The sequence below is a fragment of the Syntrophus buswellii genome (genome assembly GCF_046097065.1).
Classification (GTDB): domain Bacteria; phylum Desulfobacterota; class Syntrophia; order Syntrophales; family Syntrophaceae; genus Syntrophus; species Syntrophus buswellii.
The window spans coordinates 1721797-1737917 of sequence record NZ_CP175563.1 but is presented as its reverse complement, the minus strand read 5'-3'; the positions used below and the strand labels follow the sequence as shown (position 1 = coordinate 1737917).

Here is a 16121-nt window from a genome sequence, read left to right as displayed (position 1 = left end):
ATCGTTTAAAGCAGTGCAAAGGCATCGGCCAGGGCCATGCCTGTCCGAGTCGGCTGCAGCCGGCCATCGGCGATTCGAAGATGACCCGCAGAAAGAAGCGGCTTCAAAAAATCTTTTTTGCTCGCCCGAAGATCAACCCCGAACCTCTCGGAAAAGGCTCCAAGGTCGATGCCCGCCTTGGTTCGAAAGCCCAGAAAAAGGGTCTCAAGCTGCAGCTCCTCGTTCGTCAGCTCCTCGCAGCTTTCAACGGGAAGCTCGCCTCTCTCCAGTCGCTGGAGGTAGCATTCCAGGGAGCGGACATTTTCCCAACGTTTACACCCGTCAAAGGAGTGGGCCGCCGGGCCCAGCCCGAGATAGGGGATGTGCCGCCAGTATTTTGAATTATGGCGGGAAACGAAGGACTCACCGAGGGCGAAGTTGGAAACCTCATAGTGGGTGTATCCCGATGATTCGAGAAATTCGGAGGTGTCCATGAAAAATTCAAAGAGTTCATCGTCATCGGGAATTTTGAACAGGCCCTGAGCGCAGCTTTTGCCGAGGGGCGTGTCCTGCTCCAGGGTGAGCTGGTAGCAGGAAAGATGGGGAATGTTCAGGGATGCCGCATACTCCAAAGCCTTCTTCCAGGCCTGACGCGTCTGTCCCGGTATTCCATAGATCAGGTCGATGCCGACATGATCGAACCCGGCCTGCCGGGCCGCCATGATGGACTGAATCGCCTGGTTGCCGTCGTGCCTTCGTCCGAGGAAGGCAAGAAGGGTATCGTCGAAGGACTGCACCCCGATGTTCAGTCGGTTGATTCCCAGGGCGCGCATCTGCGCGAGCACAGGCAACCCCACATCCGCTGGATTGACTTCCATGGTCACTTCGGCGTCTTCACAGATGTCATAGGTCTTCCGCAGATGGGAAAAAAGTTCGGACAGCTGGAAGGGGGCAAGAAGGGAGGGGGTGCCGCCGCCGATATAAAGGGTGTCGAAGGAGCCGATCCCCCCCCCCTGGAGGAGGGCTTCTTTGAACAGCGCCTTCAGGAAGCGGGGGATCTCGGAGACCTTCGTGACGGAAAAGAAGTTGCAGTAACGGCACTTGGCTGTGCAGAAGGGGATGTGCAGATAAAGGCCGGGGCGCTGCTCCTCTGTGCGTCCGCGATGGGCATTTCCCTCCTTGATTTTCCCAGCCTGCACCGGCGGCGATCTCAGGACCCGTTTCTGCATGGTGCGTTTACCTTCCTGATGGGCTCTCAGTCGGCGTCCGACTTCAATACGGAGAGAAAGGCGCTCTGGGGAATGCTGACCTGTCCGATCATCTTCATGCGCTTCTTGCCTTTTTTCTGCTTTTCCAGAAGCTTGCGCTTCCGGGAGATATCTCCCCCGTAACATTTGGCGATGACGTCCTTGCGAAAAGCTGAGATGGTGGTCCGGGAAATGATTTCCCCCCCGATGGCCCCCTGGATGGCGATCTTGAACATCTGGCGCGGGATCTCCTCCCTGAGCCGTTCGCAGGCCTGCAGACCGCGGGCGCGGGCGCGGTCCCGGTGGACAATCTGCGACAGGGCATCCACCCGTTCCCCGTTGACCAGGATATCCAGCAGGACCAGTTGGCCTTCCCGGTAGTCGATCACTTCATAGTCGAAGGAGCCGTATCCCTGGGTAACGGATTTGAAGCGGTCATAAAAATCGTAGATCACCTCGGCAAGAGGCAGTTCGTAAATCAGTTCGACCCGGCCGGGGCTTGGATAGTTCAGCGTCGAGTTCGTCCCCCGTTTTTCCATGCATAATTTCATCACCGCACCGAGGTACCGTTCCGGCAGCATCAAGGTGGCGCGGATATAGGGTTCTTCGGACAGCTCGATGGAAGAGCTTCCCGGATAGTGGGCCGGATTGTCTACATAGAAGACGGACCCGTCCTTCAGGGTAAATCGATAGCGGACACTGGGGACGGAAAGAATGATCGACTGGTCGTATTCCCGTTCCAGCCTTTCCTGGACCACTTCGAGATGAAGAAGGCCGAGGAACCCGCAGCGGAATCCCTGCCCAAGAGCGGCGGAAGAATCCTTCGTGTAGATGAATGAGGCGTCGTTCAGCTGGTATTTTTCCAGGGCGGTCTTGAGATCTTCATAGTCGTCGGAGGCAATGGGATAGATGGAGGCGAAAACCACCGGCTTGACCTCGCGGAAACCCGGAAGAGGATGGGAGCAGGGATTTTCATCCAGGGTAATCGTGTCCCCCGTGCGAACATCGGAGACGGTCTTGACCCCGGCAATGATGTATCCCACTTCACCGGCGCACAGGGCCTGTCGTTTTTCTCTCTGAAGCAGGAAATGACCCGTTTCCTCCACCCGATAGGTGGCCGAGTTGGACATAAAGCGGATGGTGTCGCCGCTTTTCACCGTGCCGTCCATGATCCGGCAGTGGATGATCGTCCCGCGGAAGGCATCGTAATGGGCATCGAAGATCAAAGCCGCCAAGGGGGCTTCAGGATTTCCTTTCGGCGGCGGAATGCGATGAACGATGGCTTCCAGGATTTCCTCAATGCCGGTTCCCGCCTTGGCGGAACATTTCAGATGCCCTTCGGAATCCAGCCCGAGTTCATCGTCAATCTGCTCGATCACCCGCTCCACATCGGCCGAGGGCAGATCGATCTTGTTGATTACCGGGATGATTTCCAGATCGTGTTCCATGGCAAGATAGAGATTGGCCACCGTCTGAGCCTGAACCCCCTGGGCCGCGTCAATAAGCAGCAGGACGCCTTCGCAGGAGGCCAGGGCACGGGAAACCTCGTAGGAAAAATCCACATGCCCCGGCGTATCAATGAGGTTCAGGCTGTAGGTTCTGCCGTCCCTTGCCTTATAGGGGAGGGTAATGGCCTGGCTCTTGATCGTGATTCCCCGTTCCCGTTCTATGTCCATATTGTCGAGCATCTGGTCCTTGAAGGTCCGTTCGTCGGAGACGCCGGTAAACTGGATCAAACGGTCTGCCAGCGTGGACTTTCCGTGATCGATATGGGCTATGATGCTGAAATTGCGTATATAATCCATCTCTAATTCTGATTCGTCCTTGAAGGTTGATTTACGTATAACGCTTAACAATCCTGTCCGATAGCCTTTTGCGCCGGCTTCAGATAAAAAAGCCTTCCGGAATATCTGGAAGGCTTTTTTTTAGCAAAAAAGAGAGAAGATGAACCTCAGGAAAGTTTACTGAGCAGATCCTCGGATACTTCCTTCACTCCAGGAAGACCGTCAACTTCGATGACCTTGACCCTCTCCTTGAAGAAATTCACCGCAGCCAGGGTGCCCGTTTTGGGGTCATAATAAATGTCATGCCGTTTGCCGATGGCTTCCTCGTCCTGATCGTCGGCGCGGGTCGTCAACTTGTCGCTGCCGCAGACCCGGCAGACCATTTTACCGTCTTTTTCAACCGGCTTGATGGCGTCGATGAAGATGTTGTTGGGATGGTTGTTGTCAACGGCGCAGAGCCTTCGTCCCATGATCCTGTTCTTCGATGTCTGCCGGTCGAGAACGATTTCAATGACATTGTCCAGATTGATTCCTTCCTTCTGCATGGCATCCCACATGGCTTCGGCCTGGGCCAGGTTGCGGGGGAAACCGTCAAGCAGCCAGCCGCTCTTGCAGTCGTCCTGTTTGATCCGGTTGAGGATCATGGGGATGGTGATGCTGTCTGGAACCAGATCCCCGCGGTCGATATAGGCCTTGGCCTCTTTTCCCAAGTCCGTTCCCTTGGAGATGTTTTCCCTGAAAATAACCCCGGTTTCAATATGGGGAACATTAAATTTCTTCTGTACGATCGCGCCCTGCGTTCCTTTACCACTCCCATTGGGTCCAAAAATGAGAATATTCATGCCCCTGAAGCTCCTTTCATGTGAAAATGCAATTTGTCAGAAAACTGCCCCCTTATAATGGATAAAATTTCTTTTGGCAACGATAAAATCATGATCCGCCTCAATGCGGTGCGTAATGACGTAGGGGGACGTCCAGTTCTTTCCCGGACAGGAACCTTAAGAGGAATCGGTTAGAATACGGGGCCGGATTGGCGGGAAGGACTCCGGCGTGCCGATTTTCCGGCATCGTGGTCATTGTTCATTTCCCAGCGACACGCTGATCAGTTTATACCCCTTTTCCGTCCTTAAGAAATCAAAATGGTCCTGCCGGAAATGCCCTTCCCTGTTGCGATTGATGACGACACTCATCACCGGATACCGCCACGGCTTCGGTTCCCCGCAGTTGTTGAAGTAACCTGCAAATTCAGACCCTTCAAAAATAAAGGGATTCAGGCCGTCCATTGAAATGAAATAATCGGCCTTTTCACGAAGAATGTCCGAAAGTCGGCCCCTGATGAGCTCGAAGTTTCTTTCGACAAATTGGGGGCTCCTTTCAGATGTCCAGCCATCCGGTTCTTTCCAGAAATAAATGGTTCCGTATGAACAATCCAGGAGCGCCTTTCTGGAAAGGCCGTTTCGTATCAAATCGTTGAGCCATGAAGAAAATTCCTTCTTGTAGTCGAGAAAGGAGTAATATCGGCCGTCCACACCAAGGAAGGTTCGTTGATTGGGGTCCTCGAGAGGATGATCTGTGATTCTCAATGAGAAAAAGTCCAGGTGCGGATCAAGGTTGAAGGGATCGATCAGGATGTGATCATGTGTATTGACAAGAATTTCTTTTCCTCCAGCCCAGCTGTAGTGACCACACCCACGGATGTCGTCGCCATCCCAGTATTTCTTCTCTGCGCCTTTCAGGGCCGCGACCAGTCCATTCCGGACATTGGTAAGATCGTCATATTCCGCGGGGATCGCCACATTTCCCTGGCTGTCATAGAGACCCGCCTTGCCCGTTGTGCGATCCCGGAATCGGATAAAGCCTTCACTTTCGCAGTCCGGTCCGTTGTCGATCATATAGACATTGCCCCGTCCGACGACTTTTCCGGATTTCGTCAGATAGGATGTCTCGAACCCGCCGTTTTTCTGCTCCATGACGGCGAGAATCTTTTCGAATGTTCGGGCCGTTGAAAAGTGCGCATATCTGGGGGCGATTCTTATGCGATCCTCAGAATCCTTAAATCCCATCAGCGTTGAATCCTCATTCCAGAATGGCGTCCAGGAACGGTTCTCCTGAACGGGCATTGAACATCCCGAAAGAAAAAAAAGGATGACGAAGAGGATTTTCTTCATGGGCTCGAAATTTCCGGCGATCACGGCCCTGAGGGGCTGCCGGACACGATTGGATGAAGGCGGGCGCTCCGATGGCAGACCGCCCGGGGATGAAAAGATCCGGGTCATGATCCCCCGTTGAAAGAGGGCCCACGAGAAGCTGCGGCAGCCTGCCGCATCCGTCAGGTCGATCACGTCGAGCAGGAAGAAGAGGAGCATGTGGAGCAGCTGGAGGAGGAGGTGCTCCCGGAAGTTCCTCCGAAGACGGACATGAGTTTTTCAACCTCGTCCGAGTTGCAGTCCGGACAAAGGACTTCCCGTTTTTCTGAAATGGAGAAAAAGAGGACTTCAAAGTCCTTCCCGCAAGATTTGCAGCGAAATTCATAAATCGGCATAAAAATTCCTCCGGAAACAAAAAAGACACGGGTCAGGATTTCCACCACCGTCCCGCGCAAAGGCCGCCTGAAAATGCTTCTCAATTCTATAAATAACCTGTTGTCCCTTTGTCAAGACAATCCGGCCAATCCTTCGGGAGGCCGATGAATGTCCTGTTGACGACATCCAGGGGCTGTGTTAACTACATCGTCAGCCGTAGAGATATGTTTCCTCAAAATACAAATTATCGCTGAGAGCCTTGGGAGGGAAGGGGATATGCCGGTTTCGAAGAAGATTCAGGGAATGCTTTCGCGTTCATCTTGGATTCGAAAGATGTTTGAGGAGGGTCTGCTTCTTAGACAGAAACTTGGGCCTGAGAACGTGTTCGATTTCAGTCTCGGGAATCCCAACGTGCCGCCACCGATCGAGTTTGATTCCGCCTTGAGGGACGTGGCCGGCCAGACTCTTCCCGGCCAGCATGGGTACATGCCGAACGCCGGCTACCCTGAAACGCGTGAGGCGATCGCCGGCTATCTGGGCCGTAAATTCAAGGTGCCCCTCACCTTTGAGCACATCATCATGACCTGCGGCGCGGCGGGCGCATTGAATGTGACCATGAAAACGATTCTCGATCCGGGAGACGAAGTCATTATCCCGACGCCGTATTTTGTCGAATACGGGTTTTATGTGGACAATGCCGGGGGAGTCGCCCGCCTGGTCCCCACGAAGGAGGATTTCGGCCTGGACCTGGAGGCGATTCGATCGGCCTTTACTGAGAGAACCAGGGCCGTGCTGATCAATTCGCCGAACAACCCCACGGGACGGGTCTATGACGCGGAAACCATCCGCGGACTCGCCGCCATTCTCGAGGAAAAGGAGAGGCTCTACAACCGGGCCGTCTATCTGGTTTCCGATGAGCCCTATAACGAAATCGTCTACGACGGCGTCGAGCTTCCCAGCATCATGGAGTTCTGCAGGAACAGCATCATTGCCTATTCCTATTCCAAATGCCTGTCGGTGCCGGGTGAGCGCATCGGGTACCTCGCCCTTCATCCGGAGCTTGCCGAATTGAAGGATGTCCTTGGCGGAATGATCTTCTGCAACCGGATTCTGGGGTTTATCAATGCCCCGGCCCTGATGCAGCGGGTTATCTCACGGATTCAGGGGGTGCAGGTCAACGTTGGCGAGTATCAGTGGAAGAGGGATCTGCTCTGCGAGGGATTAAGATCTTGCGGGTACACCTTTGCCAAGCCGGAGGGCACTTTCTATCTCTTTGTCCGATCGCCTGTGGACGACGATGTGGCGTATGTCCGCGCACTTCAAAAGCGCGGAATTCTCACGACGCCCGGGGTCGGATTCGGGGGGCCGGGCTATTTCCGCATCGCCTATTGTGTTGATGATGCCACGATCCGCAACGCCCTGCCGGGCTTTGCGGAAACGATGATGGAATCCGGAGGACGCTAGCCCCGTTGACGCCGGCGCCTTCCGCTTTCGGGATGGCGGTTATTCGTAACGGATGCTGAAATCGCTGAATTCTCCGGTGTAGGGTTCATCGAGAACGCTGAGCTCCTCCACGACGGCATGGGGAGGGCCGCGGCGGCACCAGTCGACCAAAGCGGCCACATTCTGCCGCTTTCCCTCGAAGAGCGCCTCGACCTGTCCGTTGGGCAGATTGCGAACCCAGCCATGGACATGAAATCCGAGGGCTGCCCCTTGGGTGTGGGCACGAAAGAAAACCCCCTGAACCCTCCCTTTGACAAAGACGCGGACACGCTTCATGATTTATCCTCTGCCGGCCATGGCCAGGAATTCCTCCTCGCTGAGGACGGGAATGCCCGATTCCTGAGCCTTTTTGAGTTTGGAGCCGGCTGCAGCGCCTGCAACCACGTAATCGGTATTTTTCGTAAGGGAACTCAATGCCTGGCCGCCAAGGGATTCAACGATCTGTTTGGCTTCGATCCGTGTCATCCGGGTCAATGCCCCCGTGAAGACGAAATTTTTTCCCGTAAGGGGCGCGGAGAGAGGCGATTCGGAGGGGCTCTCCACCGGGGTCACCCCGGCGTCCTTGAGCTTTTCAAGCACCCGGCGGTTTGACTCGTTGCGGAAAAACTGAAAAATACTGCTGCCGACTTCAGATCCGATGTTCGGGATGGACAGAAGATCCTCTTCCGAGGCATCCATCAAGGCGTCAAGAGTCTGATAGTTCCGTGCCAGGATCTTCGAGAGATGCTCCCCGACATGGCGGATTCCCAGCGCATAAATGAGCTTGTCCAGGGGGGGGGATTTGGACCGCTCAATGGCGGCAAGGAGATTCGTTACGGACTTTTCCGCCATGCGCTCCAGGTTCAGCAAGCTGTCACGCTTAAGGAAATAGAGATCTGCGGGATCGCGGATGAGCCCCGAATCCACCAGGTTCAAAACAAGCTTTTCTCCAAGGCCTTCGATATCCATTCCACCACGGGAGGCGAAATGAATGATGTGTCCACGAATCTGGGCCGGGCAGGAAATGCCGATGCAGCGATGGGCGGCCTCGCCTTCGATTCTGACAACCTCTGACCCGCATTCCGGGCAGTGGGCTGGCATCTTGAAGAGTCTTTCCCTGCCGGTCCGTTTTTCCTTGACCACCACGACAACCTCGGGGATGACATCGCCCGCGCGCTGAACGAGAACCGTATCACCGATGCGGATATCTTTTTTGTCGATTTCATCCTGATTGTGAAGCGTCGCCCGGCTGACGGTGACGCCGCCGACCAGAACGGGGGCCATGAGGGCGACGGGGGTCAGGGCGCCGGTTCTTCCTACGTTGACGAGGATGTCTTCAATCCGGGTCGTTGCCTGTGTCGCGGCAAACTTGCAGGCCAGCGCCCAGCGCGGGCTGCGTGATACGGCTCCGAGGCGTTCCTGAAGGGCCAGGTCGTCCACCTTGATCACCATCCCGTCGATCTCGTAGGGAAGGTCCTTTCTCCGATCCTGAAGTTCCCGATAGAAATCGATGCAGCCTGAAATGCCGTCGACCCGCCGGATCAGGGGATTGACGGGAAACCCCCAATGGTTCAGGGCGCCAAGCACTTCGTGGTGATGGGTAAAGATTCGCCCTTTGACGAGCCCCACGGCGTAACAGAACATTTTCAGGGGCCTTTGGGCAGTTATTGAGGAGTCCAGTTGCCTCAGAGATCCGGCGGCGGCATTGCGCGGATTGGCGAAGGGGGCCTCATTCCCGGCAAGGCGGCGTTCGTTTAACATGCGAAACGATTCGGATTCAATGTAGATTTCTCCGCGGATCTCGATCTCTTCCGGCGCCGTGCTTTCAGGCGTCGACAGGATCCTCAGGGGGATGGAATGTATCGTGCGGATGTTCCGGGTGACATCCTCTCCGGTAGCTCCGTCACCGCGGGTGGCGCCGCTGGTGAGAAAGCCGTCGAGGTAGGTCAGATTGACGGCGACGCCGTCAATCTTCGGCTCAACGACAAAGGAGAGGCTTGCCGTGTTGCCGAGAAAGCGATTCAACCGCTCCTGAAATTGCAGAATTTCACCTTCTGAGAAGGCGTTGGCGAGGCTCAGCATGGGCGTCCGGTGCGCGGCAGGGGCAAACTTGCTCAGCGGGGCCGCTCCGATTCGCTGACTGGGAGAATCCCCCGTACGCCACTGAGGGAACTGATCTTCCAGGCGGATGAGCTCCCGGAGAAGAAGGTCATATTCTGCGTCCGAAATGACGGGATCATCCAGCTGGTAATAGCGGCGATTGTGGTATTCAATCCGGGCTTTCAGGTCTTCAATGTTCTTCCATGCGGTTTCAGCATCCATCACTTGATCCGGCGGAGCATCGGCCTGCCTTTCGAGGCAACCGGTTTTTCCTGTTCCTCGCTCTGGCGCTGCATAAGCAGAATCTGGTCGTTGAAGATCCGGTTCTTCACCCGGACGGCGTTGATAATAAAGAAAATGATGACGGATTTTTCCCATTCCTTTGACGTTTCAAAGTGCTCCATCCGGTATTTGTACTTTTCCCAGAGGCTGGAAAGGGAGGCCTCATCCAGGCTCAGAATTTTTTCCGCTATTTTATCCAGTGATGAATCCAGCATGATCAATCTCCAGGAAGCGTCTTTGTCCTTAATGTAAAACAGACGGAAACGGATTGTCAATTTTAAAGAGTCTCTACGTCTGTTTTCTTCAAGCCCTCAGAATCGGCCTTGATCGTTTCCAGGCATATAATGCTTGTATTTGGCTGACGTATATCGGATATAAGCCGGGTGCTGCTTTCACGAATCAAGGAGGGTTCGCCTGTGCGCATCGGCGTCATTTCGGATACCCATCTGCCGGCCTGCAATGAAACCTTGAGGAAGATCGTTGACCGATATTTCCTCGATGCGGACTTGATTGTCCATGCGGGGGATCTCGTGAATCTCGACGTTCTGGAGGCGTTTGGAAGCAAGCCCTTTCAGGCCGTATGCGGGAACATGGATCCGGCCTCCGTCAGAAGGATGCTGCCGGATCGTTTCATTCTTGAAATCCAGGGATTCCGTCTGGGAGTGATGCACGGATGGGGAAGCGCCGGGCATCTTGAAGAGAAAATCCTCGCGCTCCTGGGGCCAGTGGACTGCGTCATCTATGGCCATACGCATTATCCGGCCAATTGGAGAAGGAATGGTGTGCTCTTTTTCAATCCCGGTTCCGCCCTGGACAAACGCTTTGCCACGGACACCACCGTTGGAATTCTGGACGTGGGAGACACCATCACAGGGAAGATCCTTAAAATTGAAATTGAAAAAGAGCCATGAATACCGTAAGAGATAATGGAGGCTTCACGAGGGAAGAAGCATGAGCAGCCATCCTCATCAGGACGGGAAAGGACAAAAGGTTATGAAATCAATCTATGCCCCTTGGCGCATGGCCTATATAAAAAGCGGGAAAGCGGCGGGATGCGTGTTCTGCAGGGAATCGCTCCGTGATGAATCCTACGTTCTCCTGGATGGAAAAACGGCCTTTGTCATGATGAATGCCTATCCCTATACGAACGGTCATTTGATGATCATTCCCTTTCGCCACCTCAGCAGACTGGAAGACCTGGATCAGGAGGAGAGACTGGAGATTTTTTCTCTCCTGGATTTTTCCGTCCGGGTTTTAAAGGAGGCTCTGAACCCCGACGGCTTCAATATCGGAATCAACCTTGGAAGGGCGGCGGGGGCAGGGATCGATGATCATCTTCACATTCATGTTGTCCCGAGATGGAACGGCGATACAAATTTCATGAGCGTTGTGGGAGACATCCGCGTCATTCCAGATGATATCTTGAAAAGCTGCGAAGAACTCAAGGGATATTTCAGCAAATACCGGCAGGAGGAATGAAATGAAAATTATTTATACCGTTATTATCGTTGCCTTAATTCTCTTCGTGGTGACCTTTTCCCTGCAGAATACCCTTTCTGTGCACCTGGTATACTATGATGTGCTGGATGTTGTGCTGCCTGTTTACATGCTGATCTTTATCGTGTTCATCATAGGATTGGTCTTTGCCGGATTGATGGGCATTGTGGAACGCTATCGGCTGAATCGAACCATCAATCGCCTGAATCGCATGGTGAGGGATTTGAAGAGGGATGTGCGGGAGAATGAACCTCCCGTCGTTCTCGATGAGACAAAAACAACCGAATCGGAGCGGCCGGTCTGATCGCCCGATGATGACTTCCGCCGCCGGGACATCCCTGAAACGGCACTGAGGCACAACCGGTTGGGATGACGATTGAAGAGGACGCAACATTTCTGGCCGATATAAACCTCGGGCGCCTTTCCAAATGGCTGAGAATCCTCGGCTATGACGCAGTTCTGTATCGGGGAAGGGCGGATCACGCCTTTTTAAGGAAGGCAAAGGGAGAAAACCGGGTCATCTTGACGCGGAAAGGGGATCTGGCAAAGCGGGCGTTCCCGGGAATGCTCATCGTCATCGAAAACGATCGGGTGGAAAGGCAGGTGGAAGAGGTCTTCGAAAAACTTGGCCTGGAGCTCTCGCCGGACCGGTGCTTCAGCCGGTGCCTGAGATGTAATGTCCCGCTGAAAGAGGTCTCCAGGCAGGAGGTTCAGGATCGGGTGTCTCCTTATGTGTTCGAGCACCACGCCCGGTTCATGACCTGCCCGGCGTGCGGAGGGGTCTTCTGGCCGGGAACGCACAGCGAAAACATCCGGAATCGGATCAGGGCACTGCGCATTCCGTTTCGTCGCCTTTGATCTTTTCCATGGCATGCTTCAGGGCAGGAAGGACGACAGCCAGATTTTCCCGCACGCCCCTGGGGCTTCCGGGGAGATTGATAATCAAGGTCCGGCCTCGAATGCCGGCAACCGCCCGGGAGATCATGGCATGTGGGGTGATTTTCAGGCTTTCCTGCCGCATGGCTTCGGCCATTCCCGGGAGGGCCCTGTCAATCACTTCCAGCGTGGCGTCGGGCGTCAGATCCCGTGGGGTGACGCCCGTTCCGCCCGTTGTAACAATCAGATCCAATGCCTTCTCGTCGGAAAGATCCGTCAGGGTCTGGCGGATCCGATCCTTTTCATCGGGGATGATAACCTTTTCAGTGACCAGTATGGAAAGCTCCTGAAGCATTCGAATGACCTCTTTTCCGCTCAGATCTTCCCGCTCACCCCGGGAGCCCTTGTCGCTGACGGTCACAACCCCCGCTCGAAATTCCATCAGTTATCAGGCCTCTTCCTTTTTGGATTCCGCAATGATTTTTTCAGCCAGGTGGGCCGGCACCTCTTCATAGTGGGAATGCGAATAGGTGAATGTCCCGCGGCCGCTCGTCATGGAAGTAAGATCCGGCGCATACTTTAGGATTTCCGCAAGGGGAACCTGCGCCTTGACAATCTGGTGATGGCCTTTACTGTCCATACCCAGGACCTTTCCGCGGCGACTGTTCAGATCGCCAATGACGTCCCCCATGTATTCATCGGGAATCTCGATCTCGATGTTGACGATCGGTTCCAGCAGGATCGGCTGGCAGAGCATGACGCCCTTTTTAAAGGCCATGGAGCCGGCAATTTTAAAGGCCATTTCAGAGGAGTCCACGGTGTGGTAGGAACCGTCAACAAGAGAAACCTTGAGGTCGACGACGGGATAACCGGCAATGACGCCGTCCGCCATGGCCTCGACGATGCCCTTTTCCACCGCGGGCCGATACTGCTGGGGAATCACGCCGCCGACAATCTTGTCTGCGAATTCAAACCCGTTCCCACGAGGCATGGGTTCGATATCGATCCAGCAGTCACCGAACTGCCCCCGACCGCCGGACTGTTTCTTGTAGCGGCCCTGAATGTTTGTTTTGCTCTTGATGGTTTCCCGGTAAGGAACTTTGGGCTGCTTGAGCAGAACATCCACGCCGAATTTCCGCTTCATTTTTTCCACATTGACTTCAATGTGAACCTGTCCCATTCCCGAGAGGATCATCTCTTTGGTTTCCTCGTTGCGGCTGAAGGTGAGGGTTGGATCCTCTTCGCTGAGGCGAAGGATGGATGACACGATCTTCTCTTCGTCGCCCCTCGTCTTCGGCTCGATGGCAAAGGACATGACCGTGGGCGGGGGCTCTACCTTCTCGAAAGCAATAGGGAACTTCTCGGCGCAGAACGTGTCGCCGGTCACCGCTTCCTTGAGTTTGGCGACGGCGGCGATGTCTCCGGGAACGAGGAGTTCGGCAGGCTTCTGACTCTTGCCTTCCAGGTAGAAAACGTTTCCGAAGCGCTCGCTTGATTTGTGTGACGGGTTGTAGACGGGCGTATCGGATTTCAACGTTCCTGAATAGACGCGGAAGAGAGTCAGGCGGCCGGCATAGGGATCCGCAATGGTCTTGAAAACATAGGCTGAGAAAGGGGCGCTTTCATCGGGGAGACGCTCTTCCACCTCGTCGGTGCCCGGCTTAGTGCCGACAGCAGGGCCGCGGTCCAGGGGAGATGGGAGGTAACGGACAATCACGTCCATCAGGGGACCGATTCCGATGTGCTTCAACGCAGAGCCGCACATCGCCGGAACGATGGATCCGGAGATCACGCCGGCCCGCAAGCCCGCCTTCATGTCTTCCGCACTGATTTCCCCATCCTCCAGGTACTTTTCCATCAGGTTCTCGTCAGATTCGGCGATGTCCTCCATCATCGTTTCCCGCATGCCTTCCGCCTCATTTTTCATGTCCTCCGGGACATCGACGGTTTTATATCCGCCTTTGGGGTCATCAAAGACATAGGCCTTCATGGCAAGAAGATCGATCACGCCCTTGAAGGCGTCTTCGGAACCGATGGGAAGAAAAATCGGCGTAATTTTTTTAATCCTGGATTTAACGCTCTCCACGGCATTAAAAAAGTGAGCCCGTTCCCGATCCATTCGATTAATGAATACCACACGGGGAAGTTTATATCTGTCGGCATATTCCCAGACTTTCTCCGTCTGGAACTCAACGCCGCTCACGGCGTCGACCAGAATCACCGCTGCATCGGCGGCGCGAAGACAGCTTCTCGTATCATAGGCAAAATTTGAATCCCCGGGAGTGTCCACGATATTCACTTTGTGCTTGTCCCAGTCAACAAAATTGGTCGCAGAAGAAATCGAGATGTGCTTCCTCTGTTCTTCAGGCTCGTAGTCGAAAGAGGAAGTGCCTTCATCCACCCGGCCGGCTCTTTCATTTTTTCCGCTGACAAAGAGAAAGGATTCGCAGAGCGTGGTTTTTCCGGTGCCACCATGCCCTACGATTACGACATTTCTCAAATTTTTTGATTCGTATTTTGCCATGAAAACTCCTTTCCGTAGATATCCATTCCTGTCATGAAGACGCTCTATGATGCAGCGGCTGTTTAGCGTATTATTTCCTTTAAAGTCAAGTCAAATTTGGCTCTTACAAACAATCTGTCCTGGATTCCGCGGAGATATTCCCGGCAGGCTCCGGAACGTCACAATCTGATTGACAGCATCCCGGGAACCCGATATAAATTCTCATTCTGAAGAATCATCACGCTCTCAATAGATACCCTCCTGTTGCACACATCCGTCGCATATTCCAAATATCTAAGGGATGAAGGGCCAGCGCGCGGGCGGTTTGACCATCCGCACAGGCAGGGTAGCTGAACACTAAATGAGGAAGAACAAACATGGGTAACCAGAAGAAAAAGATCCGGAAGGTTCTCATCGCCAACAGGGGCGAGATCGCGCTGCGCATCCTGCGCACCGTGAAGGAGCTTTCCATGGATAGCGTCGTGATCTACGAGAAACAGGACAGTGAAGCTTATTACATCCGACTGGCGGACGATGCCATCATGATCGGTGATGGTCCCCGAAAGGATTATCTGGATATCGAAAAAATTCTCTGGGCGGCCCGGAAAAGCGGTTCCGATGCCATTCATCCAGGTTACGGATTTTTATCTGAAATTCCCGAATTTTCTGCGGAATGCGAACGGGCCGGAATTGTGTTCATTGGCCCGCCGCCGGATGTCATCCGGAGTCTTGGCAATAAAGTTATCGCCCGGGACATCATGCAGAAGGCCAATATTCCCTTTATACCGGGAACGAAGGATCTGTACCGCGGCGATGCCGGACTTCGCGAGGCCATTGCCTTCGGGCGAAAATATGGCTACCCCGTCATGCTGAAGGCTTCTTCAGGTGGAGGCGGCCGGGGCATACGAAAGGTGACGGGAGAGGCGGATCTTGAGGTTCAGCTTCCCCTGGCTCGGGCCGAGGCCCTTTCCGCCTTCGGCGATGAAAGCGTCTATGTTGAAAAATGCATCGAAGCGCCGCGGCATATCGAAATACAGATTCTGGCCGATCAATACGGCCATATTATCCACCTGGGATCCCGGGACTGTTCCATTCAGCGGCGCCATCAGAAACTCCTGGAAATTGCCCCTGCCGACCTGCCTGCGGAGGTCATGAACGCCATGTACCAGGCCGCCATTGAAGCGGCCCGTGTGGCGGGATATGTAAATGCCGGAACCGTGGAATTTCTCGTGGATTCAAAGACCAATGAATTCTGGTTTATGGAGATGAACACCCGGCTCCAGGTGGAACATACCGTCACGGAGGAACTGACAGGGGTGGACATCGTCCGCGAACAGATCAGAATTGCCGAAGGGGAACACCTGAGGATCCCCATGGAAAGGATTCATCTGCTGGGCAAAGCCGTTCAGGTCCGGATCAATGCGGAAGATCCGAAAAACAATTTTCTCCCGGAAGGCGGCAAGCGCCTCGAAGTTTACCAGTCTCCCGGCGGGCCGGGAGTCCGCCTGGATGGTCTGGTTTACCAGGGTTATAAAATTCCCACGGAGTACGATTCGCTGATGGTGAAGATGACCATCCGGGGGTTTAACTGGGAGCAGACAATCCAGCGGTTGAAAAGGGCCCTTCAGGGATTTCTCATCGTTGGCCCGAAAAGTACGATCCCGTTCTATATGGCGATTTGTGACGAACCGGATTTCCTGGCGGGAACGTTCGATACCGGCTACCTCGAAACCCATCCAGAGATCTTCAATTATCCGGAAGGTGAGCGGGAGATTGCAAAACTATCCAGGTTGATCGCGGAGACGCACGCAAAGAAGATCAATCCGTATGCTTATTGAAAGAAGAAGCA

General features: G+C 54.3%; 16 protein-coding genes. 6 read left to right on the top strand and 10 right to left on the bottom strand.

Features of this window, described 5'->3' with window-relative positions:
- Window positions 1-5 precede the first annotated feature (5 nt).
- The 5 genes from hemW to ACJ77P_RS07810 all read right to left on the bottom strand — a co-directional run bounded on the left by hemW (window position 6) and on the right by ACJ77P_RS07810 (window position 5552).
- On the bottom strand, window positions 6-1208 hold the full coding sequence (gene hemW, locus ACJ77P_RS07830; protein ID WP_408997926.1) for a radical SAM family heme chaperone HemW: 1203 nt from the start codon (window positions 1206-1208) through the stop codon (window positions 6-8).
- Window positions 1209-1234: 26 nt separating this feature from the next.
- Window positions 1235-3031, bottom strand: coding sequence for a translation elongation factor 4 (lepA, locus tag ACJ77P_RS07825; protein WP_367359151.1), 1797 nt, complete (start codon window positions 3029-3031; stop codon window positions 1235-1237).
- Between the two features lie 146 nt (window positions 3032-3177).
- Entirely contained in the window at window positions 3178-3852 is a 675-nt protein-coding gene (locus ACJ77P_RS07820) for an adenylate kinase (RefSeq protein ID WP_367359152.1), read from the bottom strand.
- Between the two features lie 231 nt (window positions 3853-4083).
- Window positions 4084-5376: a WG repeat-containing protein gene (locus tag ACJ77P_RS07815; RefSeq protein ID WP_408997925.1), complete on the bottom strand. Its 1293-nt coding sequence runs from the start codon at window positions 5374-5376 to the stop codon at window positions 4084-4086.
- Window positions 5349-5552, bottom strand: a complete 204-nt coding sequence (locus tag ACJ77P_RS07810) for a zinc ribbon domain-containing protein (protein ID WP_367359154.1) — start codon at window positions 5550-5552, stop codon at window positions 5349-5351. Before ACJ77P_RS07810 ends, ACJ77P_RS07815 begins: the two co-directional genes overlap by 28 nt.
- Window positions 5553-5808: 256 nt before the next feature.
- On the opposite strand from ACJ77P_RS07810, the gene ACJ77P_RS07805 reads away from it, so the two are divergent.
- Window positions 5809-6996 (top strand): pyridoxal phosphate-dependent aminotransferase, encoded by a 1188-nt coding sequence (locus ACJ77P_RS07805; protein WP_408997924.1) that lies wholly within the window; start codon window positions 5809-5811, stop codon window positions 6994-6996.
- Between the two features lie 39 nt (window positions 6997-7035).
- On the opposite strand, the gene ACJ77P_RS07800 is transcribed toward ACJ77P_RS07805, so the two are convergent.
- From ACJ77P_RS07800 to ACJ77P_RS07790, 3 genes are read right to left on the bottom strand one after another with little or no spacing between them, the layout of a single operon-like run.
- Window positions 7036-7311, bottom strand: coding sequence for an acylphosphatase (locus ACJ77P_RS07800; protein WP_408997923.1), 276 nt, complete (start codon window positions 7309-7311; stop codon window positions 7036-7038).
- Window positions 7312-7314: 3 nt separating this feature from the next.
- Complete coding sequence (gene ligA / locus ACJ77P_RS07795) at window positions 7315-9336, bottom strand: NAD-dependent DNA ligase LigA (protein ID WP_367359157.1); 2022 nt, start codon at window positions 9334-9336, stop codon at window positions 7315-7317.
- Window positions 9336-9611: a hypothetical protein gene (locus ACJ77P_RS07790; RefSeq protein ID WP_367359158.1), complete on the bottom strand. Its 276-nt coding sequence runs from the start codon at window positions 9609-9611 to the stop codon at window positions 9336-9338. The genes ligA and ACJ77P_RS07790 overlap by 1 nt, the downstream gene beginning before the upstream one ends.
- Before the next feature lie 168 nt (window positions 9612-9779).
- Between ACJ77P_RS07790 and ACJ77P_RS07785 the strand changes: the two genes are divergently transcribed.
- From ACJ77P_RS07785 to ACJ77P_RS07770, 4 genes are all read left to right on the top strand, one after another.
- Entirely contained in the window at window positions 9780-10307 is a 528-nt protein-coding gene (locus ACJ77P_RS07785) for a metallophosphoesterase (protein ID WP_367359159.1), read from the top strand.
- A gap of 82 nt (window positions 10308-10389) precedes the next feature.
- Window positions 10390-10875: an HIT domain-containing protein gene (locus ACJ77P_RS07780; RefSeq protein ID WP_367359160.1), complete on the top strand. Its 486-nt coding sequence runs from the start codon at window positions 10390-10392 to the stop codon at window positions 10873-10875.
- Between the two features lies 1 nt (window position 10876).
- A complete protein-coding gene (locus ACJ77P_RS07775; RefSeq protein ID WP_367359161.1) occupies window positions 10877-11197 on the top strand; it encodes a lipopolysaccharide assembly LapA domain-containing protein in 321 nt (106 codons plus the stop codon).
- A 65-nt stretch (window positions 11198-11262) separates the two neighbouring features.
- Window positions 11263-11751: a Mut7-C RNAse domain-containing protein gene (locus ACJ77P_RS07770; RefSeq protein ID WP_408997922.1), complete on the top strand. Its 489-nt coding sequence runs from the start codon at window positions 11263-11265 to the stop codon at window positions 11749-11751.
- Here ACJ77P_RS07770 and mog read toward each other — a convergent pair.
- On the bottom strand, window positions 11717-12211 hold the full coding sequence (gene mog, locus ACJ77P_RS07765; protein WP_367359163.1) for a molybdopterin adenylyltransferase: 495 nt from the start codon (window positions 12209-12211) through the stop codon (window positions 11717-11719). The genes ACJ77P_RS07770 and mog overlap by 35 nt on opposite strands.
- 6 nt (window positions 12212-12217) lie before the next feature.
- Window positions 12218-14293: an elongation factor G gene (gene fusA, locus ACJ77P_RS07760; RefSeq protein ID WP_408997921.1), complete on the bottom strand. Its 2076-nt coding sequence runs from the start codon at window positions 14291-14293 to the stop codon at window positions 12218-12220.
- Window positions 14294-14649: 356 nt separating this feature from the next.
- On the opposite strand from fusA, the gene ACJ77P_RS07755 reads away from it, so the two are divergent.
- The gene (locus tag ACJ77P_RS07755; protein ID WP_367359165.1) at window positions 14650-16110 is read left to right on the top strand and encodes an acetyl/propionyl/methylcrotonyl-CoA carboxylase subunit alpha; all 1461 of its coding nucleotides are present in this window, start codon (window positions 14650-14652) and stop codon (window positions 16108-16110) included.
- Window positions 16111-16121: the final 11 nt, after the last annotated feature.